21 protein-coding genes and 4 tRNA genes are annotated in these 26,066 nt (G+C 42.6%); 18 read left to right on the top strand and 7 right to left on the bottom strand.

Annotated elements, in window-relative coordinates:
- Positions 1 to 113: 113 nt before the first annotated feature.
- The 3 genes from NZ848_RS19920 (at position 114) to porZ (ending at position 5,005) form a co-directional block, all read left to right on the top strand.
- Complete coding sequence (locus NZ848_RS19920) at positions 114 to 551, top strand: hypothetical protein (protein ID WP_253528814.1); 438 nt, start codon at positions 114 to 116, stop codon at positions 549 to 551.
- A 66-nt stretch (positions 552 to 617) separates the two neighbouring features.
- Entirely contained in the window at positions 618 to 3,164 is a 2,547-nt protein-coding gene (gene ccsA, locus NZ848_RS19925) for a cytochrome c biogenesis protein CcsA (protein WP_259016994.1), read from the top strand.
- 131 nt (positions 3,165 to 3,295) lie between these two features.
- Positions 3,296 to 5,005: a type IX secretion system anionic LPS delivery protein PorZ gene (gene porZ / locus NZ848_RS19930; RefSeq protein ID WP_259016995.1), complete on the top strand. Its 1,710-nt coding sequence runs from the start codon at positions 3,296 to 3,298 to the stop codon at positions 5,003 to 5,005.
- On the opposite strand, the gene NZ848_RS19935 is transcribed toward porZ, so the two are convergent.
- On the bottom strand, positions 5,002 to 6,648 hold the full coding sequence (locus NZ848_RS19935) for a M1 family metallopeptidase (RefSeq protein WP_259016996.1): 1,647 nt from the start codon (positions 6,646 to 6,648) through the stop codon (positions 5,002 to 5,004). The genes porZ and NZ848_RS19935 overlap by 4 nt on opposite strands.
- A 221-nt stretch (positions 6,649 to 6,869) precedes the next feature.
- Between NZ848_RS19935 and NZ848_RS19940 the strand changes: the two genes are divergently transcribed.
- A complete protein-coding gene (locus NZ848_RS19940) occupies positions 6,870 to 8,120 on the top strand; it encodes an MFS transporter (protein WP_253528785.1) in 1,251 nt (416 codons plus the stop codon).
- 75 nt (positions 8,121 to 8,195) lie between these two features.
- Here the strand turns inward: NZ848_RS19940 and greA are convergent, their stop codons facing one another.
- Positions 8,196 to 8,672, bottom strand: coding sequence for a transcription elongation factor GreA (gene greA, locus NZ848_RS19945; RefSeq protein ID WP_253528783.1), 477 nt, complete (start codon positions 8,670 to 8,672; stop codon positions 8,196 to 8,198).
- A gap of 251 nt (positions 8,673 to 8,923) precedes the next feature.
- Between greA and fmt the strand changes: the two genes are divergently transcribed.
- The 3 genes from fmt (at position 8,924) to NZ848_RS19960 (ending at position 12,015) form a co-directional block, all read left to right on the top strand.
- Positions 8,924 to 9,835 (top strand): methionyl-tRNA formyltransferase, encoded by a 912-nt coding sequence (gene fmt, locus NZ848_RS19950; protein ID WP_259016997.1) that lies wholly within the window; start codon positions 8,924 to 8,926, stop codon positions 9,833 to 9,835.
- A gap of 109 nt (positions 9,836 to 9,944) precedes the next feature.
- Positions 9,945 to 11,456 (top strand): S10 family peptidase, encoded by a 1,512-nt coding sequence (locus tag NZ848_RS19955; protein WP_259016998.1) that lies wholly within the window; start codon positions 9,945 to 9,947, stop codon positions 11,454 to 11,456.
- 121 nt (positions 11,457 to 11,577) lie between these two features.
- Positions 11,578 to 12,015 carry an NUDIX domain-containing protein gene (locus tag NZ848_RS19960; protein ID WP_259016999.1) on the top strand — a complete coding sequence of 146 codons (438 nt, stop codon included), beginning with the start codon at positions 11,578 to 11,580 and terminating at the stop codon, positions 12,013 to 12,015.
- Here NZ848_RS19960 and NZ848_RS19965 read toward each other — a convergent pair.
- On the bottom strand, positions 12,012 to 13,202 hold the full coding sequence (locus tag NZ848_RS19965; protein WP_259017000.1) for an MFS transporter: 1,191 nt from the start codon (positions 13,200 to 13,202) through the stop codon (positions 12,012 to 12,014). The genes NZ848_RS19960 and NZ848_RS19965 overlap by 4 nt on opposite strands.
- A gap of 271 nt (positions 13,203 to 13,473) precedes the next feature.
- Here NZ848_RS19965 and NZ848_RS19970 point away from each other — a divergent pair, with 271 nt between their 5' ends.
- Positions 13,474 to 14,421, top strand: coding sequence for a hypothetical protein (locus NZ848_RS19970; RefSeq protein ID WP_259017001.1), 948 nt, complete (start codon positions 13,474 to 13,476; stop codon positions 14,419 to 14,421).
- A gap of 101 nt (positions 14,422 to 14,522) precedes the next feature.
- Here the strand turns inward: NZ848_RS19970 and NZ848_RS19975 are convergent.
- Positions 14,523 to 14,593, bottom strand: a tRNA-Cys gene (locus NZ848_RS19975).
- A gap of 263 nt (positions 14,594 to 14,856) precedes the next feature.
- On the opposite strand from NZ848_RS19975, the gene NZ848_RS19980 reads away from it, so the two are divergent.
- The 8 genes from NZ848_RS19980 to NZ848_RS20015 all read left to right on the top strand — a co-directional run bounded on the left by NZ848_RS19980 (position 14,857) and on the right by NZ848_RS20015 (position 21,010).
- Positions 14,857 to 15,411 carry an RNA polymerase sigma factor gene (locus NZ848_RS19980; protein WP_253528761.1) on the top strand — a complete coding sequence of 185 codons (555 nt, stop codon included), beginning with the start codon at positions 14,857 to 14,859 and terminating at the stop codon, positions 15,409 to 15,411.
- A 62-nt stretch (positions 15,412 to 15,473) separates the two neighbouring features.
- Positions 15,474 to 16,367, top strand: a complete 894-nt coding sequence (locus tag NZ848_RS19985; RefSeq protein ID WP_259017002.1) for a hypothetical protein — start codon at positions 15,474 to 15,476, stop codon at positions 16,365 to 16,367.
- A gap of 47 nt (positions 16,368 to 16,414) precedes the next feature.
- A complete protein-coding gene (locus NZ848_RS19990; RefSeq protein WP_259017003.1) occupies positions 16,415 to 17,458 on the top strand; it encodes a PorT family protein in 1,044 nt (347 codons plus the stop codon).
- Positions 17,459 to 17,658: 200 nt separating this feature from the next.
- A tRNA-Tyr gene (locus NZ848_RS19995) sits at positions 17,659 to 17,744 on the top strand.
- Between the two features lie 41 nt (positions 17,745 to 17,785).
- A tRNA-Gly gene (locus NZ848_RS20000) sits at positions 17,786 to 17,858 on the top strand.
- 84 nt (positions 17,859 to 17,942) lie between these two features.
- Positions 17,943 to 18,014 (top strand) — tRNA-Thr (locus NZ848_RS20005).
- A gap of 362 nt (positions 18,015 to 18,376) precedes the next feature.
- Positions 18,377 to 19,564, top strand: coding sequence for an elongation factor Tu (gene tuf / locus NZ848_RS20010; RefSeq protein ID WP_101728427.1), 1,188 nt, complete (start codon positions 18,377 to 18,379; stop codon positions 19,562 to 19,564).
- A gap of 201 nt (positions 19,565 to 19,765) precedes the next feature.
- Positions 19,766 to 21,010 carry a TCR/Tet family MFS transporter gene (locus NZ848_RS20015; RefSeq protein WP_259017004.1) on the top strand — a complete coding sequence of 415 codons (1,245 nt, stop codon included), beginning with the start codon at positions 19,766 to 19,768 and terminating at the stop codon, positions 21,008 to 21,010.
- Here the strand turns inward: NZ848_RS20015 and NZ848_RS20020 are convergent.
- Together NZ848_RS20020 and NZ848_RS20025 are read right to left on the bottom strand one after the other, a co-directional pair.
- Positions 21,000 to 21,665 (bottom strand): CBS domain-containing protein, encoded by a 666-nt coding sequence (locus tag NZ848_RS20020; protein WP_253528754.1) that lies wholly within the window; start codon positions 21,663 to 21,665, stop codon positions 21,000 to 21,002. The two genes, NZ848_RS20015 and NZ848_RS20020, sit on opposite strands and share 11 nt — an antisense overlap.
- A gap of 53 nt (positions 21,666 to 21,718) precedes the next feature.
- Positions 21,719 to 22,492: an alpha/beta fold hydrolase gene (locus NZ848_RS20025; RefSeq protein WP_101728430.1), complete on the bottom strand. Its 774-nt coding sequence runs from the start codon at positions 22,490 to 22,492 to the stop codon at positions 21,719 to 21,721.
- Between the two features lie 277 nt (positions 22,493 to 22,769).
- Here NZ848_RS20025 and NZ848_RS20030 point away from each other — a divergent pair, with 277 nt between their 5' ends.
- Together NZ848_RS20030 and NZ848_RS20035 are read left to right on the top strand one after the other, a co-directional pair.
- A complete protein-coding gene (locus tag NZ848_RS20030; protein ID WP_259017005.1) occupies positions 22,770 to 24,332 on the top strand; it encodes an ADP-ribosylglycohydrolase family protein in 1,563 nt (520 codons plus the stop codon).
- Positions 24,333 to 24,407: 75 nt separating this feature from the next.
- Positions 24,408 to 25,133 (top strand): hypothetical protein, encoded by a 726-nt coding sequence (locus NZ848_RS20035; protein ID WP_259017006.1) that lies wholly within the window; start codon positions 24,408 to 24,410, stop codon positions 25,131 to 25,133.
- Between the two features lie 70 nt (positions 25,134 to 25,203).
- Here the strand turns inward: NZ848_RS20035 and NZ848_RS20040 are convergent, their stop codons facing one another.
- A complete protein-coding gene (locus tag NZ848_RS20040; protein WP_259017007.1) occupies positions 25,204 to 25,671 on the bottom strand; it encodes a low affinity iron permease family protein in 468 nt (155 codons plus the stop codon).
- Between the last annotated feature and the right edge of the window lie 395 nt (positions 25,672 to 26,066).

A 26,066-nucleotide genomic window follows, 5' to 3' on the forward strand; every position in this document is an offset into this window, starting at 1 on the left:
AATGGTAACATTAGACTATTCGACGAAAGTTCGCTTCAGAACATTTATGTTATTAAAAGATTATGACGTAATTTTGACAAAAAAATTTATTAAACGGCTTAATTAAAAACTATATGTATCAGATCATCCAACCGATTCACTCATACCTTGCCTATCTGACTCTCATTTTGCTGGCCTATGCCACCATTAATGGTATTTCTGGTGTTAGTAATGAGAAAGCATTTGAAGAAAAACACCTGAAAGTAAATAAATTTGCTCTCATTGCAACCCATACCATGTTTTTATTGGGTATTCTTTTGTTGTTTACGTCGCCCATAGCTCAGTCGGCTTTTGCTGATATGAAAGCAGCCATGAAAGATAAAACCCTGCGCCTGTATGCGGTAGAGCACCCTACCATTAACCTGATTGCGGTTATTCTGGTAACAGTAGGCAATGCCCGTGTAAAACGTGCAGTGGGTAACGGAAAGAAATTCAAACAAACCATGATTTTCTTCGGATTGGCACTGGTATTGATTCTAAGCAGAATTCCGTGGTTTGCATGGTTTGATTGATTCAGGTAATAATGCCGTTTACGGCGGTTACCTGAAATCAATTTTCAAATTTAGTTTATCAATTTTATGTTAAGATCATATTTAGGAAGTATAGGGCATTTGTCCATTATTGTCGCGTTTGTTGCTGCCTTAGTTTCTACATATGCATATTGGCAGGCAAGCCGCCAGACTACCCGGGGTACTAAAACTGTTATTGACGACTGGCTGAAATTTGCCCGCAGGGCATTTTATGTGCATACGGTGGCAGTAATAACGGTTTGCGCCACTTTGCTGGGTATTATTCTGAACCATTATTTTGAATACCATTACGCCTGGGACAACGCCTCGCTGAGCCTACCTGTTGACTACGCCATTTCTTGTTTCTGGCAAGATCAGGAGGGAAGTTTCCTGTTGTGGATGTTCTGGAATGTATTGGTAGGGGTAGTGCTTATTAACACAACCCTTAGAAAAAGCAAAGGACTGGAGGCCCCGACCATGACTATCTTTACTCTGGTAGAGGCTTTTCTGGCATCAATGATTCTTGGGGTAGTTATTTTTGGTGATTTTAAGGTAGGAAGTTCTCCTTTTCTTACACTGAAAGAGTCTATGCCTAATATTCCAATCTGGAAAACCAACCCGGATTTTGTTCCGAAAGACGGTAGCGGTTTGAATCCGCTTCTCCAAAACTACTGGATGGTTATACACCCACCCACCACTTTCCTGGGGTTTGCGCTGGCACTTGTACCTTTTGCTTTTTGTATGGCGGGGTTGTGGCGCAAGCAATTTACAGAGTGGGCCAAGCCTGCATTACCCTGGACACTCGTGGCTACGGTAGTACTGGGTACTGGTATAATGATGGGGGGTATATGGGCCTACGAAACCCTAAACTTTGAAGGTTACTGGAACTGGGACCCCGTTGAAAATGCGGTTTATGTTCCCTGGCTGATATTAGTGGCTAGTTTTCATACCATGATGTTGGCCCGCCGCAACAGCTCTGCATTGAAATACACCATTATACTGGTTATAGCTCAATATGTTTTGATACTATATTCAACGTTTCTGGCCAGAAGCGGGGTGTTGGGTAATGCATCCGTACACTCTTTTACTGACCTGGGCTTATCTGGCCAATTACTGTTATATCTGTTTACTTTCATTATTGCGGCCGTTGTTTTATCGGCTATCCGTTGGAAACACCTGCCGAAAGATGAAAAAGAGATTTCTACGTTCTCGCGTGAGTTCTGGATTTTCATGGGGGTATTAATGATAGCCTTGTCGGCGTTTCAGGTAATTGTTACAACGTCTATCCCTGTTTATAATAAAATCGGCGAGGCATTTGGTGTAAAGCTCAATATGGCGCTGCCAACTAATCAGGTAGAGCATTACACGCGTTTCCAGATGTGGTTTTTTGTGGTAATAACCGTTCTTACAGGTATAGCGCAGTTTTTCTGGTGGAAACGTGTGAAAAAAGATAGCCTTTCAAAACTGCTTAACCCGCTTATTATTACGCTGCTGCTGTCGGCACTGATTATTACTTTTGCTAAGGTTAATAACTGGCAGTATATCATTGTGCTTACGGCTGCACTTTTTAGTGTGGTAGCTAATATGAGTATCCTTACCGATATTCTGAAAGGCAAGTTTAATGTAGCCGGTGGGGCCATAGCACACATAGGTATTGCCTTGATGCTGATAGGTATCATGTTTTCGTCGGCTTATTCTAAAATTATTTCATTAAACTTTTCAGGTGCCGAGATTTTCCAGGGTAACGATAAAGAAAACAAAGAAAACGCTCTGCTTTGGCTGAATAGGCCAACGGAGTTCAGCGATTTCTCGTTTACCTATAAAGGCCAGTTTGTTGATGTAAGGAAAGTGCCGGGTTATATTGAGAAGAAGTATATCTTACCTGTGCCGGGCAGTAATTTTAAAGGCATTGCCCGTGCCGACGTGGTAGATGGTGACAAGACATTCTATCATCGTGGAGACACACTTGAATATGAAGCCGAGAATACGTATTATCAGGTAGAATATAAAAACAAAGACGGCAAAACCTTTAACCTGTATCCTCGTTTTCAGATTAATGAAAAAATGGGTAATGTGGCGTCTCCGGATATTAAAAAATTCTGGAACAAAGATATCTACACGCACGTACGCTTTGTAACTTTAGACGAAGACAGAGAGTGGAGCGTACCTGAGGAGTTTACCGTAGCAGTGGGCGATACTTTTTTTGTGAATGACTACGTGGCCATTCTTGAAAATGTAGAGGGTGTAAATGAGGTAGACGGCATGAAACTGAGCCAGGGCGATGCCGCCGCCAGAGCCATTGTGAAAGTGCTTGACAGAAACGTAGCTATAACTATGCGCCCGGTTTTTGCTATCCGAAACCGTGAGATATGGAGCAAGCCTGAAGTAAATACCGAAATGGGTTTGCGCATGCAACTAACCAAAATTGACCCGGCAACCGGGCAGTTTAGCTTTTCGGTAAGCAGGGGGCAGCGTGAGTTTATTGTTTTGAAAGCCCTGGAGAAACCTCATATCAACTTGTTGTGGTTTGGCTTCCTGCTGGTTATTGCAGGGGTTGTTCTTTCGGCAATCAGGCGATTCAGGCTCAAGGGCGCCGATGCGGCATCTGAAATTTGAATTAAACCTATGGCCTGAAAGTACGTAATAGGGCTACTGAATATTTGTGTATGACTACCTGTAAATTGCTATAGGTAGTCATTATTTTTTTATACCTTCGGTTATGTTTAATAACACTTGCAAAGTTAAATATGCTTAGATTTTTGTTTTGTTTATGGGCCTTTCAGACCTGGGCGCAGATTCCGACCAAAAGCTGGCGGACACACAACAACTATGTGAATCTGAAAGGGGTAGAGGTGGTAGAAAAGAAGGTGTTTGCTTTTTCGGGTAATGGCTTCTTTTACTACGATAAACTTAACAGGAAGGCCACTAAATTATCTAAAGCAGATGGTCTGGCAGAAGCAAATCCTACACAGATAAGATATAGCCCTACCCTTAAAAAGCTATTGGTGGCGTATGAAAACGGCAACCTTGACTTAATAAAAATGGATGCCGACGGCGTACCTGCTGAAATTGAAAACGTAAACTTCATTAAAAACACCAGTACTATTCAGACCGCCAAACGTATTAATGCAATTGAGTTTAAGGGCGACTTTGCGTATCTGGCCACTGACTTTGGCCTGGTGGTTCTGGATGCCGGAAAGGCCGAAATAAAAGAAACTTACCAGAACCTGGGTAGCGGAGGAAAAGAACTGGGCATGGAACAAATATTGTTTGCCCGCGACAGCATTTTTGTACTAACTTCTGACGGTATTCTGGGAGCCAGATATGCTGCCGATGTGAATCTGCAATTTTATGGTAACTGGAGGCCCGTAATCAATAAACAGTTGTTTGTGCCAAAGGACTACCCTGCTGCCCCTCTGCTTGTTAATCCTGTTGAAATGGAAACAGACGCAGAGGGCAAGCTCTGGATTGCTGACGCTGAAAACGGGCTGGTGAGTAATTGGGAGGGTGATTTCAGGCGTTATTCGCCCAACGGTATTACCGGGCAACTCACGGGCGTTTTTTATTCAGGCGCAAAGATATTTGCCCCTGCTGCCACGATAGGAAATGTATTTGAAAACCAAACATGGACTACACTGCCCCTGAATCAGTTACCGGCTTATACCGAAGATATAACAGATGCTTACGGGTTTAGATGGTACATCGTATCAAACGGTGTAAGGGTAGCAGATAATGCCACCCAACAAACACGCTTATATACAGTGGGTAGAAACGCGGGGAACCTGCCCAGCAGCAGAGTTAATACCCTTGCTATTGACAGGGATGGCGTGGTCTGGATTGGTACGAACGACGGAGTTGCAGCGGTAATAACAGCAAGAGATGTTTTTTCAAGACCGGTAGATGCTTATACTCCTTTTAATAGTGCAGGTAGAAGAATTTTACTGCAGGAAACCATAAACAAAATAGTAGTGGATGGGGGCAACAGAAAATGGATTGGTACTAATAACGGGCTCAATTTATTTAACCCCTCGGTTGATGAGTTGATTCAGTATTTTACTGAAGAAAACAGCCCTTTACCGGCCAACGAAATAACCGGTTTAAGTATCGACACCAAAACGGGAGAGGTTTTTGTTTTAACCGCAAAGGGTTTGCTTTCGTATCAGACTGATGCCACAGAACCTGAAGAAAATTTTAGTTCTGTGAGCATCTATCCTAATCCTATCCGGCCTGATTTTCAAGGCGTATTAACCATTTCAGGTCTTAAAGAAAACAGCGTGGTGAAAATTACTGATGCGGCTGGTCGTTTGATTTACGAAACGAAATCAAATGGAGGTACGGCCTCATGGAATCTGACAGATTCGTCAATCAGCCGTACTGTATCCGGGGTATATATGGTTTTCAGCATCGCTGCCGATGGTTCTGAAAGTTATGTAGGTAAACTGGCCGTGGTGCGTTAATTTACCTTGTTAATGGCAACATAAAAGTTATTGTCCAGCGCAATGTCGCTTACATTACTTTTTTCTAAGGTCTTCCAACTGGTGGCAGGATAAATAAAATCCATTGGCCCGTTATCAACAGACACTTTCACGGGCATATCAAAGCCTTCAATACAATTCCCCCATCTGTAAGATAACCTGCCGTTTTCAATTTTATATTCAAGCGCCGGAACCCGGATGTCTCGCAGGTATTGGTCAAAAACTTTACTGAAGTTTTTACCGCTGCTTTGGCTTACAAAATCTTCAATCTGTTTGGTAGTTACGGTCTGGTGATAGAACGTCTTGTTTAATCCACGCAACACCTGTCTCCATTTTTCATCATCGTTTACTATCTGGCGCAAAGTATGCAGCATGTTTCCGCCTTTGTAGTACATATCACCCGAGCCGCCATTATTTACGCCATAGGTGCCTATAATGGGCGATTTGTTTTCGATGTTTTTACGGCAGCCAATCACATAAGCCGCGCCGGCTTCTTTGCCAAAGTAGTATTCGGTAAACAGGTTTTCTGAGTAGTTGGTAAAACTCTCATGAATCCACATATCGGCAATGTCTTTGTAAGTAATATTATTGGCAAACCATTCATGGCCCGACTCATGAACTATAATAAAATCCCATTTTAACCCCCAGCCTGTGCCAGATAAGTCTCTGCCCAGATACCCGTTTTTATATTTATTACCATACGTAACCGAGCTTTGGTGCTCCATACCCAGATAAGGTACTTCAACCAGTTTATAGCCGTCTTCATAGAAAGGGTAAGGCCCAAACCAGTGCTCAAATGCCTTCAGCATCATGGGCACCTGTTTAAAATGTTCCTTTGCTTTCTCAAGGTTTTCGGGCAATACGTAATAGTCAAGGGTCAGTTCACCCTTTTCACCCTTAAATGTATCATTAAAATGAGTATAGTTACCGATATTCATGTTGATACCGTAGTTGTTGATAGGGTTTTTTACAAACCACTCAAACGTTTTGGTGCCATCGGTATTGTCAACTACCCTGCGCAGGCGGCCGTTAGAGATATCTTTCAGTTTTTCAGGTACGGTTATGGCAATCAGCATGCTGTCGCATTCGTCATACATGTGGTCTTTGTTTGGCCACCATGCACTGGCACCCAGACCCTGGCAAGACGTAGCCACGTAATCGTTGCCATCAGCGTCTTTTACCCATTGCACGCCGCCATCCCAAGGTGGGCGTTTTGCTACAATAGGTTTGCCAGAATAATGTACTACAATAGATTCATTTTTGCCTTTTACCTGCTTTTTGGTCAGGTTAATCATGTAGGCATTATGGCCATCTACCTTAAAAGTTAGCTCTTTGCCGTCTTGTGTTACTTTATCAACCTTTAGCGGAGGTTGCAGGTCAATCTGTATTACCTTGTGCGGTTTTAGTACTTCATACATAACAGTAGTACTGCCCGACAAGTATTTTTCGGCGGGGTTCACCCTGATTCGCAGTTCATAGTATTTTAAATCCCACCAGCTGCGCTCAGGCGTAATGCTTCCACGGAGGGTGTCGTCACGGCTGAACTCTTTTTTCTGAAATTGCCCTTTGGCAGCAATAAATAATAGTAAGTTGATAGAGAGAAGTGTTGTTTTTAACAATTTCATATTCATAAATTTCGATTAGCCAAAGTTAGTCTAAAATATTTACTTTGAATAAAACGAGTTCATAAAATCAACAATTGAGCTCCTTTCGGCTTAAAATCAAAAAAGTATTGGCTGATATCAAAACTGTTTCGGGCTAAAAATTGTAATAAAATAAGCGTAAACAATCAGCATTTTAAAAGGTCGGATACACCAATGGGTGTTATGCCTCATTTTAAATAAACATGAAACAAGCAAAGGACCCTTATGCCGCCCTCCGGTACCCGGAGTTCAGATACTTTATTACTGCTCAGTTTATATTTACAGTTGCCATTCTGGTGCAGGAGGTGGTTGTAAGTTATTACCTGTATGAAATAACACACGACCCCCTTTCGCTTGGGTTGATTGGCCTTTTTGAGGCGATTCCGTATATATCGCTGGCTTTGTTTGGGGGTTACTTTGCCGACCGCAAAGATAAGCGAACCATCATTCAGGTTTGTTATACCATTATTATGATGTGCTCATTGCTTTTGCTATGGGTAACTCATCCTTCTACCGACCACGGATTCAGCCTGGCACAGCAAAAAAACTTTATTTATCTTACGGTTTTCTTTCTGGGTGTAGCCCGAGGGTTTTATGGCCCGGCGTGGTCTTCATTGAAGCCGTTTCTGGTTCCGGCCGAACACTACTCAAACTCGGCCTCTTGGAGCAGCCAGTTCTGGCAGACAGGCTCTATTCTGGGGCCGGCTTCTGCCGGGTTTTTGTATAGCTGGCTTGGGCTGACTAATGTTTTGGTACTGGTAATTCTTCTTTTTCTGACTGCTTTCATTTTTGTTTCGCGCATCTCAAAAAAGGGTATTCAGAATATAGAGAAGCAGGCTGATGTTTTCAAAAGCCTGAAAGAAGGCATCAGTTTTGTAACCCGGAACAGGATACTCTTTTACGCCATTATGTTGGATATGTTTTCGGTGCTGTTTGGGGGTGTTGTGGCTATTCTACCAGTATTTGCCAAGGATATTCTGCACGTTGGTGCACAGGGTTTGGGCATTATGCGTGCCGCTCCCGGTTTAGGTGCGGTGCTTACTATGTTGGGTACGGCGTATTTTCCGCCCACGCGCAAAGCATGGCGCAATATGCTAATCGCTGTAACCGGTTTCGGGCTTGCCACATTGGTATTTGCGGTGTCAACCAGTTTCTGGTTATCGGTAGGGGCGTTATTTCTTACAGGTGCTTTTGACAGCGTTAGTGTGGTTATAAGGCAGACAATTCTGCAGGTTTTACCTCCAGACCACATGCGTGGGCGTGTTAATTCGGTAAGTGGTATATTTGTCAGTTGTTCTAATGAACTCGGGGCTTTTGAGTCGGGGCTATTGACCAAACTTATCGGGGCAGTGCCTACTGTTATTTTTGGAGGAGTAATGACGCTGGTTGTAGTGGGTACTTTACTTACGCGCTCAAAAGGGCTTTTTGCAGTGAAGCTTGAGAAAAACTCTTGATGATGCCTTAAAATAGCGAAGGCCATCTATAAGAATGGCCTTTCACTAGTAAGCTATAAAGTAAAGATTTTTGTTCTATTGTCTGCTGATTTCCAGTACTTCAACCTCAACCAATCCGGCAGGCGCCTGAATCTGCGCCATTTCACCTACTTTTTTACCGAACAAACCTTTTCCGAAAGGTGAGTTTACTGAAATCTTACCTTGTTTCAAATCTGCTTCTTCTTCCGACACCAGCGTGTAGGTCATCAAAGCGCCATTTTTCTTATTTTTTATTTTTACTTTAGACAACAACGAAACTTTAGAGGTGTCGATAGTTGACTCATCAAGGATACGTGCATTGGCCATCAATTCTTCCAGCTTCGAAATCTCCATCTCCATCAGGCCCTGAGCGTCTTTTGCGGCATCATACTCCGCATTTTCAGATAAGTCGCCTTTATCACGAGCCTCGGCAATCTGGCGTGCAATATCCGCTCTGCCTTTGGTTTTAAGTTCCTGAAGTTTATTTTTAAGGTTATTGTACCCTTCTTCTGTGTAATACTGGAATTTTGACATATCGCTTATAAATTTAAAAACCCCTTTGTTCTGAGGGGTGGACAAAAAAAGAACGGCGAAAATTCGACCGTTCCTGATAAATTTTTGAATTTTATCAAAGAAACTACCTGAATTTTACTCGAAAAAATACTTTATTTGCTCGACTTTGGTTCATTTGTGTAATTTAGATAACAAAGGTACAAAGATTTTTTTAATTGATGTATTTTTGATACTACATATTTGATACCATGTAACTATACAACAGATAAAATATGAGAATAGTTTTTATGGGTACGCCAGATTTTGCAGTGGCGAGTTTAAGGAAGCTGGTAGAGAACGGATGCGAAGTAGTAGCGGTGGTAACAGCCCCCGACAAGCCGTCGGGCAGGGGCCTGCAAATGAACGAAACACCTGTGAAAAAATATGCGGTGTCTCAGAATATACCTGTTTTGCAACCTGAAAAGCTGAAGAATCCTGAGTTTCTGGAGCAGCTAAAAAGTTTCAATGCAGATTTGCAGGTGGTGGTGGCTTTCAGAATGCTGCCAGAAGTGGTTTGGAATATGCCACCCAAGGGTACTTTTAATCTGCATGGTTCTATACTGCCGCAGTACAGAGGCGCTGCGCCTATTAACTGGGCGGTTATTAACGGCGATACCGTAACAGGTGTAACCACTTTCTTTATAAAACAGGAAATTGACACGGGCAATATTATTTTTGTAGACAAGGAACCGATTTATCCGCACGATAACGCCGGAACAGTTCATGACAGGCTGATGGAACGTGGCGCCGACCTGGTTTTAAAAACAGTTAAAGCAATTGAGATTGGAGATTATCCGCAATTGCCGCAGCATTCAGATGATGAACTACGCCCCGCACCCAAAATATTTAAAGAAACCTGTGAGATTAACTGGAGCCAGCCAGCAGAGAAAGTACAGAATTTTATTCGTGGGTTATCGCCGTATCCGGCGGCATGGACAACCCTCGCGGGCAAAACCTGCAAGGTATATCTTTCTGAAATGACAGATACCGACGCGCCTGATTTGGAGGCCGGAGGTTTGCAGACCGATAACAAGACTTTTCTGGCTTTTAAATGTGCCGATAAACTGTTGCGTATTAAAGAACTACAAATGGAAGGTAAAAAAAGAATGAGCGTAGAAGACTTTCTGAGAGGTTTCAGGCTTTAAGTGGCTTTGATTTGTTACCAGATGGCAATTGTTTTCTTTTTTGTATCTACTTTTTAGCCTGATTTATTAATTTTTATATTTTTGCTTTCAGACAATTACCCTGACATACATGAACAAACTAAGATATACTATTCTATTAGTAGGGCTTGGCCTGGCCGCCCTGGGCCAGACACCGGAGAAAAAAGCTGATGAAAAGCCGGCTACTGCTCAGGTTGTGCCACCACCGGTTGAAACCAAAGGCCAGGTAGTTATTGGCGGGCAAACCATTAATTATACTACGCGCACCGGCTACATGGTTGTAAAAGATGAAAACGGAAAGCCAAAAGCTAATGTGTTCTTTGTTGCCTATACTAAAGATGGGGTAACGGACTTGTCTAAACGCCCGGTTACTTATACTTTTAACGGAGGCCCCGGTTCAGCTTCGGTTTGGTTGCACATGGGTTGCATTGGCCCTAAAAGAATACCCATGAGCGACAAAGGAGAGTCTCTGGCTCCGCCATATTCGTATGTTAATAATGAGTACAGCTGGTTAGATAAAACAGACCTGGTGTTTATTGACCCTGTAAACACAGGCTATAGCCGCGCCGCTCAGGGCGAAAACGAACGCCAGTTTCTGGGTTATGTAGAAGACATAGAATCGGTAGGGGAGTTTATCCGGCTGCATGCTACTAAATATGGCCGCTGGGCATCGCCCAAGTTTCTGGCCGGCGAGAGCTACGGCACTACCCGTGCAGCGGGTCTATCGGGGTATCTGCAAGACAAATACAATATGTATATTAACGGCGTAGCTTTGATATCGTCCATCCTCAATTTTCAGACTGCACTTTTTGATAAGGGAAACGATTTGCCGTTCGAGCTATTCTTACCAACTTACACTGCCATGGCATGGTATCATAAGAAGATAGCACCGGAGTATCAGGCCGACTTACAGAAGACCTTACGCGAGGTTGAGAAGTTTGTGCTGAACGATTACGCAACTGTATTAATGAAGGGCGATTTAGCCAGTGATGCCGAAAAAAATATGGTAACTGAAAAACTGAGCAGGTTTACGGGGTTATCTAAAGAATTTATAAAAAATGCCAATAACAGGATTGACATCTTTCGTTTTGTAAAAGAGTTGCTGCGTGACGAAGGTAAAACAGCGGGGCGACTGGACGGCCGCTTTACCGGAATTGATTATGATAACGCCGGAGAAAGATATGAGTTTGACCCCAGCCTTGATGCAACAATTTCTGGCCCTTATTCAGGTACCATAAATCAGTATTTACGGCAGGAACTGAAATACGAAAACGATTTGCCCTACCTGATTCTGACGGGCCGAGTTCAGCCCTGGAACTACAACAACGTGCAGAACAAATACCTGAACGTAAGTGAAACGCTACGCCAGGCTATGGCCAAGAATCCGTACCTGAAGGTATGGGTAGCCGCCGGGTATTATGACCTGGCCACGCCCTATTTTGCTGCTGAATATACTTTTAACCACATGATGCTACGCCCCGAACAAAAGAAAAATGTAAATTTTACGTATTTTGAGGCCGGACACATGATGTATATCCATAAAGAATCGTTAATAAAACTAAAAAAAGACGCAGACAAGTTTTACGACACTGCATTGAAATAAATAGTAACCTATTAGATTCGTAATGATGATATTAAGAATGGTGAATTGATTAACTGTTATTCGCTAATTCACCCTTCACTAATTCATTATTGTAGAAAAATCCACTTTGAGTTGAATAGCTATGAAAATCAGACCGGCTGTTGTCATTCTAGAAGATGATAAGTTATTAACCATGCATTACCAGTATGGAGGACAGGACGTATTTAATTTACCGGGTGGTAACCTTGAGTATGGCGAAATGCTCACCGCCGCACTTGAGCGCGAGCTGGAAGAAGAGCTGGGCATTAAAGCACAGATAGGCGAGCTGCTAATGGTAGGAGAGGTGCATTTCTCAGAGCAACAGAAGCAATGTATCCATTTTATTTTTGAGGGAAAAATTACTGCAGGTACACCAGCATTGAACCCCGAGCATACCTCGGCCATTGACATCAGGTGGGTTGATATTGCAGACCTGGACACCCTGCATCTGTATCCTAACGTCAGCACCAGCCTTCAAGCGCATCTGGCAGGCAAACTTGCCGATAAATACGTTGGTAAGCTTGAACAAGCCTGGTTTTAAAATGCCTCCTTAATACGGCGTACCTTGCCTGTAAACAAATATCCGAAAGCCAGAATGGCGAGCCCGCCCATGATAAGAAAAGCATAGGGCATACGATAAAGCTGATTCTGGTAAATTTCGGCAGAAAGAAAAGCGCCCAGACCAATGCCGGCTTCCATACATATATACATGGTAGCAAGGGCGCGTCCGCGGTTGTGTTCATCGCACAAGTCGATTGTCCATGCCTGCAAAATAGGAGACAGCACCCCCTGTGCCATACCAAAGAAAACAGCCGCAATTACAAACAGATAAATATTATGGGCAAATGCCGTGAACCCCATGGCAATTATGAGCGCAAAACAGCCCCAGCGCAGCACTGGCACACGGCCGTTTTTATCAGATATTCTACCGGCCATAAAACGTATAAATAAAGAGGCCAGGGTATATACCAGAAAATACAGCCCTTTATTGTGCAGCCCGATACTTTTACTGAGGTCGGGCGATAGCGTGGCAATGGCTCCGAAGCTGAAAGACGTAAGAAATATAACAACAGCCGCCGGAAGCACCATTTCATCAAAAATATCGCTCTGGGTAATCTTTAATGTTTTTAACGTGAGTTTTTCCTGCTGGTTTACCGGCAGGGTTTCTTTCATGTTGTATAAAATAGCAATGGATATAAGCGCAAACATAGACGATACATAAAACAAAACATTCATAGAGAAGGTATCGGCAATCCAGCTGCCAAGTGCAGGGCCAAAGGCCATCCCGAAACTACTCATCAACCCGTGCATTCCCATTGCTTCTCCTCTTCTTGATGCCGGTACAATATCTGCAATATAGGCAGCAGTGCCTGTTGGCTTAAAGCCGGTAGAGAACCCATGCGCTAATCGTAAAAACAAAAAAGGCATAACAGATGTAACCAACGGATAAAAGAATCCGCATACGAAACAAACCAGTGAGCCAAAGGCCATAACAGGTACCCGGCCGATGCGGTCGGTAAGCCGGCCGCTGAAAGGCCTTGAAAACCCGGCCGTTAAGGTAAAAAGACTAATGATAAGACCCTTGTACTCTGCACCACCCAGTTTTGAGAGGTAATCGGGCAGCTCAGGAATAAGCATATTGAAGCTCGCAAAGAAGACCAGTGAACTGATACACAAAAGCCAGTATTGAAAAGAGAAGATACTTTCAGATTCAGATTGTTGTTCCATTCTACAAAAGTAAAGTATCGTTTCGGGCATTTGCAAACTAAACTTTGTTTCTAAATATCATTCAGTAATAAAGTGCAATTTTTTGCAATCAGTACCGAAATGGTTGATGGTCAGGCACTCACGAATTTTAATATGGCTCGTGCAACCATTTTAATCGGGGTATTCGTCATTGCTTCTGAGACGAAATCTTTAACCTGGCTGAATAACTGTTTATGGTAAAAAGTGTACACTTATCTGCATTTGTTCACTATTTAATTTTCACAAAAAACCGATGAAAAATTACTCTTTAAAATTGGGCGCAATTGCTTTGGCAATGGGCATGGTAGTTAGTTGTACCAAAGAGTCTGACACCAATTCACTTACACCGGATGCCCAGTCGGCGGTGATAGCCGATAATCAGACAATTCAGGACGAGTCGGAAGATGCTTATGACCTGATTGACGACATCACTTTTCTACCATTTGGCGGGCGTAATTTGCGTGAAGCCGGAGGCCCCGACGGCCCTAAGCCGGGTGGGGGGCATTTCCCGATATTGGGTATAGGCTGGGATAAACCCTGGAAAGGCAAATTTGATAATTGCGCCGAAGTAACCAAAACCGTGGCCGACAATAAAATTACCATTGTGTTTGACTACACGGCTGTGGCCGGTGGCGTATGCAAAGATAAAGAGGTAGGAGGTAAGTTAACAATTACCATGCCGGTAAAACCAGACTCCGGCTTTACGGGTACCCTAACCAGAACCGTAACTTATGAAAACCTGAAACGTGATACACTTGTATTGAATGGTACACATACCATTACTACCACTTTGGCCAGTGGAAAAGCCACTGCCGACGAGAAAATGGCCAATGTGTCTATCACCAATACCAATACAAGCAAGGTAATTACTTATACAAGCACTAAAAAACGTGTGGTTGATAACAAAGGAACCGCCAGCAAAGAAGATGACGAGTTTCAGACAACGGGTTCAACCACAGCAAAAGCCAGCGATGGTACCCAGTTTACGTCTACCATAACCAAAGCACTGGTTGTGAAACATTCGTGCAATAATGCCAAGGGATTCCCGGTTAGTGGAACCATCGAAATTAAACCGTTCTCGGGGGATACTAAAACCGTTGATTACGGAGACGGCACCTGTGATCTGAAATATACAGTAACCGTTAACGGAGTGACAGAGGAGAAAGAGAGAACAAAACCAGCGAAGAGAAAAAAAGGTTAGTAATACGTTTAAATATGTCGGAAAGTGTTGCCTGATTTTGGCAACACTTTTTTTTATGCCACAAAAAAAGCACCCTTTTGAGGTGCTTTTCTGAATTTTTGAGGTCCCGAGCGGATTCGAACCGCTGTAGAAGCTTTTGCAGAGCTCTGCCTAGCCACTCGGCCACAGGACCTTTTGGGAGTGCAAAAGTACAAGCATTGTATTAAACTCCCAAAGAAATCTGAAAAAAAACTTTATTTAATCAAACCGGCTGCATTCATTACTAATCAGCAGGCGGTTCATTCGTCCATAAATCAGTTTTGAATGCTTTTGCCAAGTCTGTTGTTTTGCAAATACACAGCAGCAAAAAAATATTTTAGGCTTTGCAATATTTTTTTGTTCTGCACGCAACCCTTTCAATAGTTTTTTGCATCTTGCTTATGAACGTATGATTTTATGACCAGAATTTTATCCTTATTCACTAACGAATACGACCTCGCAAAGGCGGTACAGCGGCAGGATCCGAAAGCACAGACTCGGCTATACGAGAAATTTGCTTCTAAGATGCTGGCAGTTTGTAATCGGTATGTGGGAGATAAAATGGAGGCTGAAGACGTAATGATTGAAGGGTTTATGAAGATTTTTGATAAGATAGACCAATTTACGTTTCAGGGAAGTTTTGAAGGCTGGGTGAGAAGAATCATGATTAACGAGGCGCTGATGTATGTGCGCAGCAAAAAAATGATTTCGGTTGATCTTGAGTATGCCATAGAAGAACCCAGCGCGTCGGCGTTTAGCACAAACCTGGAGGCTGAAGATTTAATGCGGCTGATTGACCAGTTACCCGATGGCTACAAAATGGTTTTTAACCTGTATGCCATTGAGGGCTATAATCATCAGGAAATAGGCGAGCTGCTGGGTATTTCAGAAGGTACCTCTAAGTCGCAGCTAAGCAGGGCGAGAGCCATTTTGCAGAGTAAATTATTGAAAGTAGAAAAAAGTGTTGTTTAATATTTCCCCTTTAAGGGCGTGCCGACGAATCGGCCGGGGATATGAAAATATCAGTTATAAAAATGAAGAAACATCCAATTGACGAACTTTTTGCCAGAAAACTGGCCGAGCATCGCCAGGAACCCTCTCAGAAAGCATTTGAGAAATTTCAGGCGCGTTTGCAGGAAAAACAAACCAAACGTCGCGGTGGAGTTTTTGCTATCAACCGCAACTGGGCATACTATGCCGCAGCAGCTGGTGTGGTGGCAGTACTTACCATAGGTGTTCTATCACAAAACAATACCGGGGGTAACAACCTGGCGGCCAATAATACCAGTTCTAAAAAAGTTGAGGCAGTTAAGCAGCCTTTGGCACCGGAAGTGAAAGAGAACACGGCATTAATTGCCCGTGCTGAAAACAACACCCCTGAGCTTGGCAGCCGGGCAACGGCCGGCAAAATTACCGTTGCTCAGAACAAAGCCGCCATAACTAATAAAGAAACGGTAAAACTGCCAGCTTCAGAAGACAAAGTGATTATAGATACACCGCAGGCAGCGAATGCACTGGCTAGTAATACTAAAGACGAATTGAAACCATTGCCTTTAGAAACACTTGCCGGTAAAAATACAATTGCTCTTAAAGAGAAACCTGCATCGGCTGCTTCAAAGTATCATCTGGGCGAATCTGTAACACTCATTGTTACACCTATTGAAGACAACTCGCTTGCCGCATTGAAAGAAAGTAACAATGCACAGGCAGAAGAAAAGGCCGAGAAAGATAAATCTTTCCTTGCCAAATTGTATGGCGAATACAAAAACTTTAAATACGGTGAAAAAGTAGACTTAAAAAGAATAGGCGTAAAAGATGCGGTAGCTCGTGTAGATGAAGGTTTGTTTAAAGAAGAGCGGGAAGACGTAAGAGATTTTGTGCAACGCCGTATAGTGAGAATGCAGAAAAGAGAAGAAGATTTAAGATGATTAATAAAAACCCGTTTGAGCAGAAAAATTTAATTAGCAATAAAATAATGAAAAGAATTGGACTAATCCTTTTGATACTATTAGGAGGCATTTCGGTAAAGGCGGCTTATAAGCAAGACACCACCATAGTAGAGTTTACAGATAAGGGTGTAAAGAAACGGGTAACGGTTTATACCTCGGGCAATAAAGATTTTGAATTACCGCGCAACCTTAATCTGGAAAATGTATTGAAAACCCTGGGGGTAGATTCAGCGGAAAGAAGAAGAACAATAGCTTTGCTTGAACAGAACAACGCTAAACAAGATACTTTGGTAATTGCGGCAGCAGACGGCAGAAGCGTGAAAATTATAACCAGCGATGCCGGCGACTTGAGCAGAAAAGACAAAGAAGACAATGACCACTGGAGCAGGTCTGATACTAGAGATAATGAAGAAGAAAAAAGTAGCGAGACCAGAACCTGGTCTTCAAAGCCTGAAAAGAAAAGCAGCAATAGCAGGTTTTTTTCTAAGTCAGACTTTGGAATATATCTGGGCTTGAATAACTGGGCTAATGGGCCTTCAACGGTGCCTGATTTGCAAACCTGGGGGTCGCGCTTTGTAGCATTATCCTTCCAGAGAAATGCCACGCTTATTAATGGCAAGCAGGTAGATTTTGCCATCAGCTATGGCCCCGAGATTGCCTGGAACAATTTTATGTTTGAAGGTAACAACTACATTGATAATAGTACCGGGAAGATAGAATTTTTCAAATCGGCCAAAGACCTCAATAAAAGTAAATTGGTGGTAACCAGCCTTAATTTGCCCATTATGTTCAATTTCGGGTTTGAAGAGGCTAAATTTAAAATTGGTTTGGGAGGCTATGTAGGGTATAGAGTAGGTAGTTACCGTAAGTTGAAGTACAGCGACAGCAGTAAGAAAGAAATCAATAAAGATAACTATGGCCTGAACGATTTTAGGTATGGTCTGGTGGCAGAGATTGGCAAGCGCAGGGGTATTACCTTCTTTGGCCGATACGATATGGGTGAGTTGTTTAAGAGCAGCCAGGAAAATGCGGCAGGCCTGCAGGCCTGGACAATCGGTATCAGACTGTAATTTTTTCAATAAAAAAAGGGTGAAAACGTGTGAGTTTTCGCCCTTTTTTTGGTTTTAAGTCATAGGTCGAAAAAAAAATAAAAAAGAATTGATTTTTTTTGGGGGTGAATATTTGACAATTAAAAAAAAGAATATAATTTTGCACTCCCATTCGGACAGAATGTTCTTTGTTAAGGGTTCCGGATGGCAATAAAAATTAAGGGGGTGTACCAGAGTGGCCAAATGGGGCAGACTGTAAATCTGCTAGCTTACGCTTACGGTGGTTCGAATCCATCCGCCCCCACCATAATTAATCGTGAATTCCGAATCACGAATTATTGAAATTAAGCGGGAGTAGCTCATTTGGTAGAGCGATAGCCTTCCAAGCTATAGGTGGCGGGTTCGAGACCCGTCTCCCGCTCGAAAGCGATAGACGATTCAAGCTTTAGGTGGTGGCGGTTCGGTCGTTACCGATTCGAGACCCGTCTCCCGCTCGATAATAAAAGCCTTCGTAGCTCAGTGGTAGAGCACTTCCTTGGTAAGGAAGAGGTCGGCAGTTCAATCCTGCTTGAAGGCTCTAACTTTGAAATGAGTGGTTCTTGGTAAGGAAGGGGTTGGCAGCGGCAGTCGTTACTGTTCAATCCTGCTTGAAGGCTCTAACTTTGAAAAGAGCATTTTTTGTTTAGGAAAAGTTTACACGAGTAAATTCCAGACTGTCTTATATTGAATGCTCGAATTCCAAAAGATAGTTCTTTCCTCAAGAAAAGTAAATCAGTAATATCAGGATATGAGTTGCGGAAATCTGGTTTACAATTTAAAATAAGAGTTTTCTTCCATACGCGGGAAACTTGGCAAGTACAAAAACTGTTCTGCAAGAAGGCTCATCAAAGTGAAAATTAATAAATTTGTAATAAATCTAATATTTAGACTTCAATAATCATGGCAAAAGAGAATTTTGACCGTAGCAAGCCTCACGTAAACATTGGTACTATTGGTCACGTTGACCACGGTAAAACAACATTGACAGCTGCCATCACAAAGGTGCTTTCTGAGAAAGGATTGGCAGATAAAAGAGATTTCTCATCTATCGACAACGCCCCGGAAGAAAAAGAGCGTGGTATCACTATCAATACAGCGCACGTAGAATATCAAACAGTTAATCGTCACTATGCTCACGTTGACTGTCCTGGTCACGCTGACTACGTGAAAAACATGGTAACTGGTGCTGCTCAGATGGATGGTGCTATTCTTGTAGTAGCTGCAACTGATGGTCCTATGCCACAAACACGTGAGCACATCCTTCTTGCCCGTCAGGTAGGTGTACCTCAATTGGTTGTGTTCATGAACAAAGTTGACATGGTAGATGATCCTGAGTTATTGGAACTTGTTGAAATGGAGATCCGTGACTTGTTGTCATTCTATAAATACGATGGTGATAATATCCCAGTAATTCAAGGTTCAGCTCTCGGTGGTTTGAACGGAGAGCCTAAATGGGTTGCTACTATCGAACAATTGATGGAAGCAGTTGATACATTCATTCCACTTCCAGCTCGTGCAACTGACAAACCATTCTTGATGCCGGTTGAAGACGTGTTCTCAATCACAGGTCGTGGTACTGTTGCAACTGGTCGTATTGAAACTGGTGTAATCAACTCTGGTGAGCCTGTTGAAATTTTGGGTATGGGTGCTGAAGGCTTGAAATCAGTTGTAACTGGTGTAGAGATGTTCCGTAAAATCCTTGACCGTGGTGAAGCCGGTGATAACGTTGGTCTATTGCTTCGTGGTATTGAGAAAACCGATATCAAACGTGGTATGGTTATCTGTAAACCAGGTTCAGTTAAACCACATGCTCACTTCAAAGCTGAGGTTTATGTATTGAGCAAAGAAGAAGGTGGTCGTCACACGCCATTCTTTAACAAATACCGTCCACAGTTCTATTTCCGTACAACTGACGTAACAGGTGAAATTACTCTACCTGCAGGTGTGGAAATGGTTATGCCTGGCGATAACATCACTATCGAAGTGAAATTGATTAATGCCATTGCCATGGATAAAGGTCTTCGTTTCGCGATTCGTGAAGGTGGTCGTACAGTAGGTGCTGGTCAGGTAACTGAAATCATTTCTTGATTTTAATTGAGCAGAAATATAGAAGAGCGCTTCCGCAAGGGAGCGCTCTTTGTTTTTTATAAAACCTCTAAGCTGTACTGGCCATACCCCGGCAGTTTAGAAACATATTAAATTGCCTTAATATTGATATAATTTTCAGGTAGCAGAGCGGTTTTATCCCTGGAAATCAATTATTTTGTACAAAACTTACCAAACTGAACTATGTCTGTCAAAAGAAGTGCTGCCACCTCGTTTGTGCTCATTACTGTTTTAATTGATTCCATCGGATTTGGTGTAATTATCCCTGTTTTGCCAAGGTTGATTTCAGAACTGGCAAATGTGGATATCAGCGGTGCTGCCCGATACGGCGGCTGGCTTTTTGCGGCTTATTCGGTTATGCAGTTTCTGTTTTCGCCGGTAATGGGGGGCTTAAGCGATCAATACGGGCGTCGGCCTGTGTTGCTGGCCTCTTTATTTGGCTTTGGGCTTGACTACCTGTTGCTGGTATTTGCCCCAAATATAGGGTGGTTGTTTGTAGGCAGAATCATTGCTGGCGTAATGGGAGCAAGTTTTACAACCGCAGCTGCCTACATGGCCGACATCAGTACGCCTGACAAACGTGCGCAGAATTTTGGAATGATTGGTGCCGCATTTGGGTTAGGGTTTATTATAGGGCCGTCTATCGGCGGTTTTGTAAGTCATCTGGGTACACGCGCACCGTTTATGGTTGCAGGCGGGCTTACTATTCTGAACTGGCTGTATGGATATTTTGTATTGCCGGAGTCGCTCAGTATTGAAAACCGCAGGAAATTTAACTGGAAACGGGCTAACCCTATTGGCGCTTTAATGAGTATTCGTCGGTTTCCGATGATTACCGGATTGGTAGGCGCTTTATTCCTTGTTTATATATCTAATTTTTCAACCCAGGGAACCTGGACTTATTTTACTAAAGAAAAATTTAACTGGACTGAGCAGGAAGTAGGGTTTTCTCTTACATTTATCGGGGTTATGATAGCTTTTGTACAAGGTTTTCTTACCCGCCTGGTAATTCCTAAATTGGGTACCAGAAATGCTATCTATGTAGGTTTTGCCTTTTCAATATTTGGTTCGGTAGCATATTGTTTTGCCAATGAGGGCTGGATGGTTTATGCCATTATGGTGCCTTTTGCACTCGGGGGGCTGGCCGGGCCTGCCATGCAGGGAATTATTTCAGGCCAGGTGCCTCCAAATGAACAAGGTGAATTGCAGGGTTCACTCACCAGCCTCAACAGTGTGGCTTCTATTATTGGCCCTGTTTTAATGACGGGTCTGTTCTACAGGTTTACAGAAAAGGGCGCACCGGTGTATTTTCCGGGAGTGCCGTTTCTGGCCGCGGCAATTCTGACCACCATCAGTCTGATATTGATTATAAAAACGCTAAGAAAGCATACTACAAAAGTAGAACAGGCAGAGTCAATTAAACACTAAGGTATTTCATCAGCATATCGTAACGTTCCTGTTCAATGCTGTCTATGGGTTCGTGCGCGTAGGCTCCTTCAACCATGTAGCCAAAACGCTCAAGTGTAGCAACAATTGAAGAAATATTCTTTCTGTTTATTTTCAGGGTAAGTTTTGACGCGTTTTCTTCGCCGAATTCGCTGCCGTTAAAATAACTGCTCAGGATTTTGGCATTGTCTGACTCCACCAGCCGGCTGATTTCTGCCAGAGAATAGTCTCTGTTTTTTATAGCAATCACCAGCACCGCTCCGGGTTCCTGAACGCCAAGTAATTCGCCGAAGCGGTTATAGATTTCAGTAGCAGTAATTGCGCCGGTAAATACTTTGTCTTCATCTACCACGCCTAATATCTGCAACTGAAATTTTGAAATTAAACCCAGTGCCTCATAAAGGTGTTGGTCATCAAAAATGTACGCTTCGGTATATTGGGGCATTACTTCCGATATCGCCAGTTCTTCATCGTAGTTCAGTAATATGTCTTCGCTTAAAATGCCCTGATATTGTTCATTATCAACAACCACCAGTTGGCTTATACGATTCTCCTCCATCCAGCTCAAAGCATCACCCACCGTGTCGGTAAGTTTTAAGATGGGTAATTCGTGGTTGATAATTTGAGCAGCCGTCATTCTTTTTAGTTTTTAGTATAATCCCGCGGGCGGTAAGCCAACATCTTAAACAATTATGCCAGCACGGGTTCCTGAATTTTGTCGAGGAAAAGACCCAGGTAATGATTAAATTCCTGCGGGCGTTCCATCATCGGGGCATGACAACATTTGTCAATAAAATATAACTCCGAGTTTTCTAGTAACTGGTTAAATTCAAAACCTACATGGGGTGGGGTTATGGTATCGTTCAATCCCCATATCAGGCAGGTTTGTACTTTAATGTTTGGTATTTCTTTAGCCATGTTATGGCGCTGTGCTGACTTGGCAATCTGCACAATATTCATACATTTCGGAATACTTGATGTAATCTCAAAGCACTCGTCAATCAGTTCTTTGGTTGCAGTTTTAGGGTCATAGAATGTATAGGCTACGCGTTCACGAATGTAGTCATAGCTACCTCTCTTCGGGAAAGACCCACCCATGGTGTTTTCAAAAAGACCCGAGCTTCCGGTCAATACCAGTGCTTTTACGGTTTCCTGATGTGCAAGGGTGTATAACAGACCCACATGGCCGCCTAATGAATTACCCAATAAAATGATATTATTCAGTTGCTTGAATGCGATAAACCTTTCAATAAATGCCTGCAGCCCTTCCAGACTTGCCTCACGCATGGGCATATCATAGATTGGCATAACCGGTATTACTATTCTGCAACGATGTCTGAAACCCTCAATAACATCGTCAAAGTTACTCAATGCGCCAAACAAGCCATGTAAAATAAGCAGGGTATCTCCACTACCTTCGTCAATATATTTAAACTCTCCCTCTTGTTGTACCTGATAATTCATCTTAATCGTTAATAATTCTTTAGTGAGATTTAACAAAGCCTTAATTACTGAAATACTTCTATATTTGTGCTTTCTAACAACAAATTAGTGCTTTAAAATTGAATTTTCAAAACTTTTATAACATTAACGAAAAACAATGCTTAAAAGTTTGGTAGTGGCATTTTCTGTATGCCTGCATACCATTAAACCCTGCTGCGCTTTAGAATACTGGCAGGGGTAAAGTAACCCGTCTATTAAAACATCTGAAACAGAATCTATTCAAAACCGATTAAGACCTATGAAAAAAACAATCTTCTACCTGGTGCTATGCCTCAGTTTATCGGCACAGGCGCAGCAAAAGTTTTTTACAATCAGCAAAGAGCTACTGCAAGACAAAATTAAAGGTGGCTGGGCAGGCCAGACCATCGGCGTTACCTTTGGAGGCCCCATGGAGTTCAGGTACAATGGTACTATTATTAATGACTATCAGCCCATACCCTGGTATGATGGCTACCTGAGAAAAACCATGATTGAAAACCCGGGGCTTTATGATGACCTGTACATGGATTTAACCTTTGTGGATGTGCTTGAAAAAGAAGGGCTGGATGCTCCGGTTGAATCTCATGCCAAAGCCTATGCCAATGCAGGCTATGCTTTATGGCATGCCAATCAGGCCGGGCGCTACAATATATTACATCAGATTATGCCTCCTCAGTCTGGTCATTGGTTACACAATCCGCATGCCGATTGTATCGATTATCAGATTGAATGCGATTTCGCAGGGCTGATGTCGCCCGGCATGCCCAATACGGCTTCGAAAATCTCAGACAGGATAGGCCATATCATGAATTATGGCGACGGCTGGTATGGGGGCGTTTTTCTGGGTGCCTGCTATACACTGGCTTTTACGTCTAATAACATTGAGTATATTATTAATGAGGCATTGAAAACAATTCCGAAGCAAAGCGAGTATTATAAATGTATAGCTGATGTAATAAAATACTACAAGTTGTATCCGAACGACTGGAAAAAAACCTGGTATGCTTTGCAGGAGCGGTGGTCTGACGATGTGGGGTGTCCTGATGGCGTTTATACACCTTTTAATATTGATGCCAAGTTGAATTCGGCCTATGTGGTGCTGGGCTTACTTTATGGTAAAGGTGATTTTACCAAAACCATAGAAATAACCACCCGTTGCGGGCAAGATGCCGACTGTAATCCATCGTCAGCCTGTGGAATACTGGGAACCATGCTGGGGTATTCTAAAATACCGGCTTACTGGAAGTTGGGTCTGAAAGATGCAGAAGACATAGATTTTAAATACACCACCATATCGTTGAACGACGTTTACGGAATTGGCATGAAGCATGCCCTGCAGAATATAGAACGCAACGGTGGAAAGGTAACTGGTATGCAGGTAAGTATTCTTTTGCAAAAGCCTGAGGTAGTTAGGTTTGAACAGAGTTTTGAAAATACGTATCCGGTCGATAAAATATTTGTATATAAAAGCCTGAAAGATGAATACAGTTTTGATTTTGAAGGTACGGGTGTAGTAATAAAAGGTGTTGCCGAGAAGAAAGACCAGGCAACAAAAGACATAGTATTAAACACAGAAGTTTATATTGATGGCAAACTGATGGAAACGGTTGAGATGCCGACGGAATTCAGAACCCGCAGGCATGAGCTTTTCTGGAATTACGAGTTGCCTAAAGGTAAACATAAAGTGGTTGTAAAATTGCTAAACCCCTCTGTTCAGCATGATTTACGGGTAAATGACATCATTGTATATAATGATACGCCGGGCACTGAGGCGAACCAGAAAATTTACCGGTTCGGCCAACCCAAAAAATTTAAACCTTAATCAGTAAAACAGGTCTATATATATAGATTGCCATAAGTGAGACGTTCTATAGTAAATTAATTAATCAGACAACAAATGAAGAAAGCAGTAATCAGTATCATCGCATTTGCCGTTTCTACCAGCATAGCTCTGGCGCAAACCGCCCAAGATGTTTTAGATAAGTACGTTGAAGCCACAGGGGGCAAGTCGCTCTGGGACGGCGTAAATACATATACACTTAAGCAAAGCTTTAAAAGTGGCACTGCTGCCGATTATGACATGGATGTGAAAGCCTCGCTGGCCGATGGTTCAATGTCTAAATCGAAAACAATTTTGCGACGCACATTTATATATGGTATAAAGGGCAACAGTGGTTGGTTTAAAGTGCCTTTGGGTACTGGCGATAAAGCCACCCAGTATGAAACCAAAGACCTGAATCAGAAAGAGCAGGATAATATGAAGCGCGAAATTACAGAACTGATACTGCCTTTCTGGAATTACCAGAAAAAAGGCTATGTAGCTACGCTTGTTGGTACTGAAACAGTCAATGGTAAGAAGGTTAACCATGTAGAGCTAAATGGCAAGGGCGTAAAGTATAACCTTTATTTTGACCAGGCCAATGGGTTGCTGGTAAGAAAAAAACTGACGCTTTCGCCAGCTGAAGTAATTACAGAAGATTATACCAATTATGCAACGTCGCCCTACGGTATCAAATATCCGTCTGAGGGAACCTACAGCAACACAGCCGAAAAACGCTCGGTTAAGCTGACAACCAGTATTGTTTTCAACGACAACATCTCTGCTTCGGCATTTGCCCGTTAACAGCTAGTGCCAGAACAAGAAAAGCCCGCTGAATTTATCGGCGGGCTTTTCTTGTCTATATATATAGGTTTTAGTTTCGCTTTTTCTGCAGGTTCTTTTTCTCTTCGTGGGTTTCGGTGGCTTCTTCTATTGAGTGAGATATAAATGCGTCATCTTCCATCTGAGCCAGATCGGCCAGCTTTCTGTAAAATCCTTTGGCTTTCTCAAGCTCGTCTTCTGTTAAATCCTCAATGTCGACCAGCCGGTTACTGGCCTTCTCGCTAGACGCTATCAATTCGTTAAGTTTAATCTGCAATGCAATAGTGTCTTTGTTCTGCGACTGCTGAATAATAAAAACCATCAGAAACGTGATGATGGTGGTTCCGGTGTTAATAACCAATTGCCAGGTATCAGAGAAATTGAACAGCGGGCCCGATACCGCCCAGACAATTATAATTAGCAATGCCAGTAAAAAAGCATAGGGGCTTCCGGTTGCCTTGGTTACCTTTTTTGAGAATTGGCCAAACAGGCCCATTACTCCGTTATTGTTGTTGTCCATGTGTTTTAAATAGTTAATTGTAGATTTTTGAATGGAAATAAGGAATAATTAAAAAAACTGTACCACCCTTTGAGTTGTAAAAAGTGCTTATAATCTTACCTGTAACTTTAAAAAGGAGGTATAGTTATTGCACAAAACCAAGAACTAATATAAACTTTATGGATGGTATGATTTATAAGTAACTGAAGATAAGGGGAGTAGGGTTTAGGGTATAAAAAACTTTGGGGGAAGGCCTTGACAAAGGCTAAAAAGTGGCGTACCTTTGCAGTCCGAAAAATGGAAGAAACACTGAGCGTTACATAGCATGAGCATAGTAAAAAGGTGGGAATCAGGGAATTGGGGGATGGGTAAAAAAAAGAGTAAAATTAATTTGGAGTTGTAAAAATAAAGTCAGA

The sequence above is a fragment of the Emticicia fluvialis genome, from assembly GCF_024793945.1.
Lineage (GTDB): Bacteria > Bacteroidota > Bacteroidia > Cytophagales > Spirosomataceae > Emticicia > Emticicia fluvialis.

Excerpts from the sequence above, each read along its gene's own strand:
- NZ848_RS19985 (WP_259017002.1), top strand. The coding sequence starts at position 15,474 with ATGAAGAAACATCCAATTGACGAACTTTTTGCCAGAAAACTGGCCGAG.
- NZ848_RS19960 (WP_259016999.1), top strand. The coding sequence starts at position 11,578 with ATGAAAATCAGACCGGCTGTTGTCATTCTAGAAGATGATAAGTTATTA.
- NZ848_RS20025 (WP_101728430.1), bottom strand. The coding sequence starts at position 22,492 with ATGAATTATCAGGTACAACAAGAGGGAGAGTTTAAATATATTGACGAA.
- NZ848_RS19970 (WP_259017001.1), top strand. The coding sequence starts at position 13,474 with ATGAAAAATTACTCTTTAAAATTGGGCGCAATTGCTTTGGCAATGGGC.
- NZ848_RS20020 (WP_253528754.1), bottom strand. The coding sequence starts at position 21,665 with ATGACGGCTGCTCAAATTATCAACCACGAATTACCCATCTTAAAACTT.
- NZ848_RS19965 (WP_259017000.1), bottom strand. The coding sequence starts at position 13,202 with ATGGAACAACAATCTGAATCTGAAAGTATCTTCTCTTTTCAATACTGG.
- NZ848_RS19940 (WP_253528785.1), top strand. The coding sequence starts at position 6,870 with ATGAAACAAGCAAAGGACCCTTATGCCGCCCTCCGGTACCCGGAGTTC.
- NZ848_RS19955 (WP_259016998.1), top strand. The coding sequence starts at position 9,945 with ATGAACAAACTAAGATATACTATTCTATTAGTAGGGCTTGGCCTGGCC.
- greA (WP_253528783.1), bottom strand. The coding sequence starts at position 8,672 with ATGTCAAAATTCCAGTATTACACAGAAGAAGGGTACAATAACCTTAAA.
- NZ848_RS19980 (WP_253528761.1), top strand. The coding sequence starts at position 14,857 with ATGACCAGAATTTTATCCTTATTCACTAACGAATACGACCTCGCAAAG.
- NZ848_RS20030 (WP_259017005.1), top strand. The coding sequence starts at position 22,770 with ATGAAAAAAACAATCTTCTACCTGGTGCTATGCCTCAGTTTATCGGCA.
- NZ848_RS19920 (WP_253528814.1), top strand. The coding sequence starts at position 114 with ATGTATCAGATCATCCAACCGATTCACTCATACCTTGCCTATCTGACT.
- NZ848_RS20035 (WP_259017006.1), top strand. The coding sequence starts at position 24,408 with ATGAAGAAAGCAGTAATCAGTATCATCGCATTTGCCGTTTCTACCAGC.
- ccsA (WP_259016994.1), top strand. The coding sequence starts at position 618 with ATGTTAAGATCATATTTAGGAAGTATAGGGCATTTGTCCATTATTGTC.
- NZ848_RS20040 (WP_259017007.1), bottom strand. The coding sequence starts at position 25,671 with ATGGACAACAACAATAACGGAGTAATGGGCCTGTTTGGCCAATTCTCA.
- NZ848_RS20015 (WP_259017004.1), top strand. The coding sequence starts at position 19,766 with ATGTCTGTCAAAAGAAGTGCTGCCACCTCGTTTGTGCTCATTACTGTT.
- fmt (WP_259016997.1), top strand. The coding sequence starts at position 8,924 with ATGAGAATAGTTTTTATGGGTACGCCAGATTTTGCAGTGGCGAGTTTA.
- porZ (WP_259016995.1), top strand. The coding sequence starts at position 3,296 with ATGCTTAGATTTTTGTTTTGTTTATGGGCCTTTCAGACCTGGGCGCAG.
- tuf (WP_101728427.1), top strand. The coding sequence starts at position 18,377 with ATGGCAAAAGAGAATTTTGACCGTAGCAAGCCTCACGTAAACATTGGT.
- NZ848_RS19990 (WP_259017003.1), top strand. The coding sequence starts at position 16,415 with ATGAAAAGAATTGGACTAATCCTTTTGATACTATTAGGAGGCATTTCG.
- NZ848_RS19935 (WP_259016996.1), bottom strand. The coding sequence starts at position 6,648 with ATGAAATTGTTAAAAACAACACTTCTCTCTATCAACTTACTATTATTT.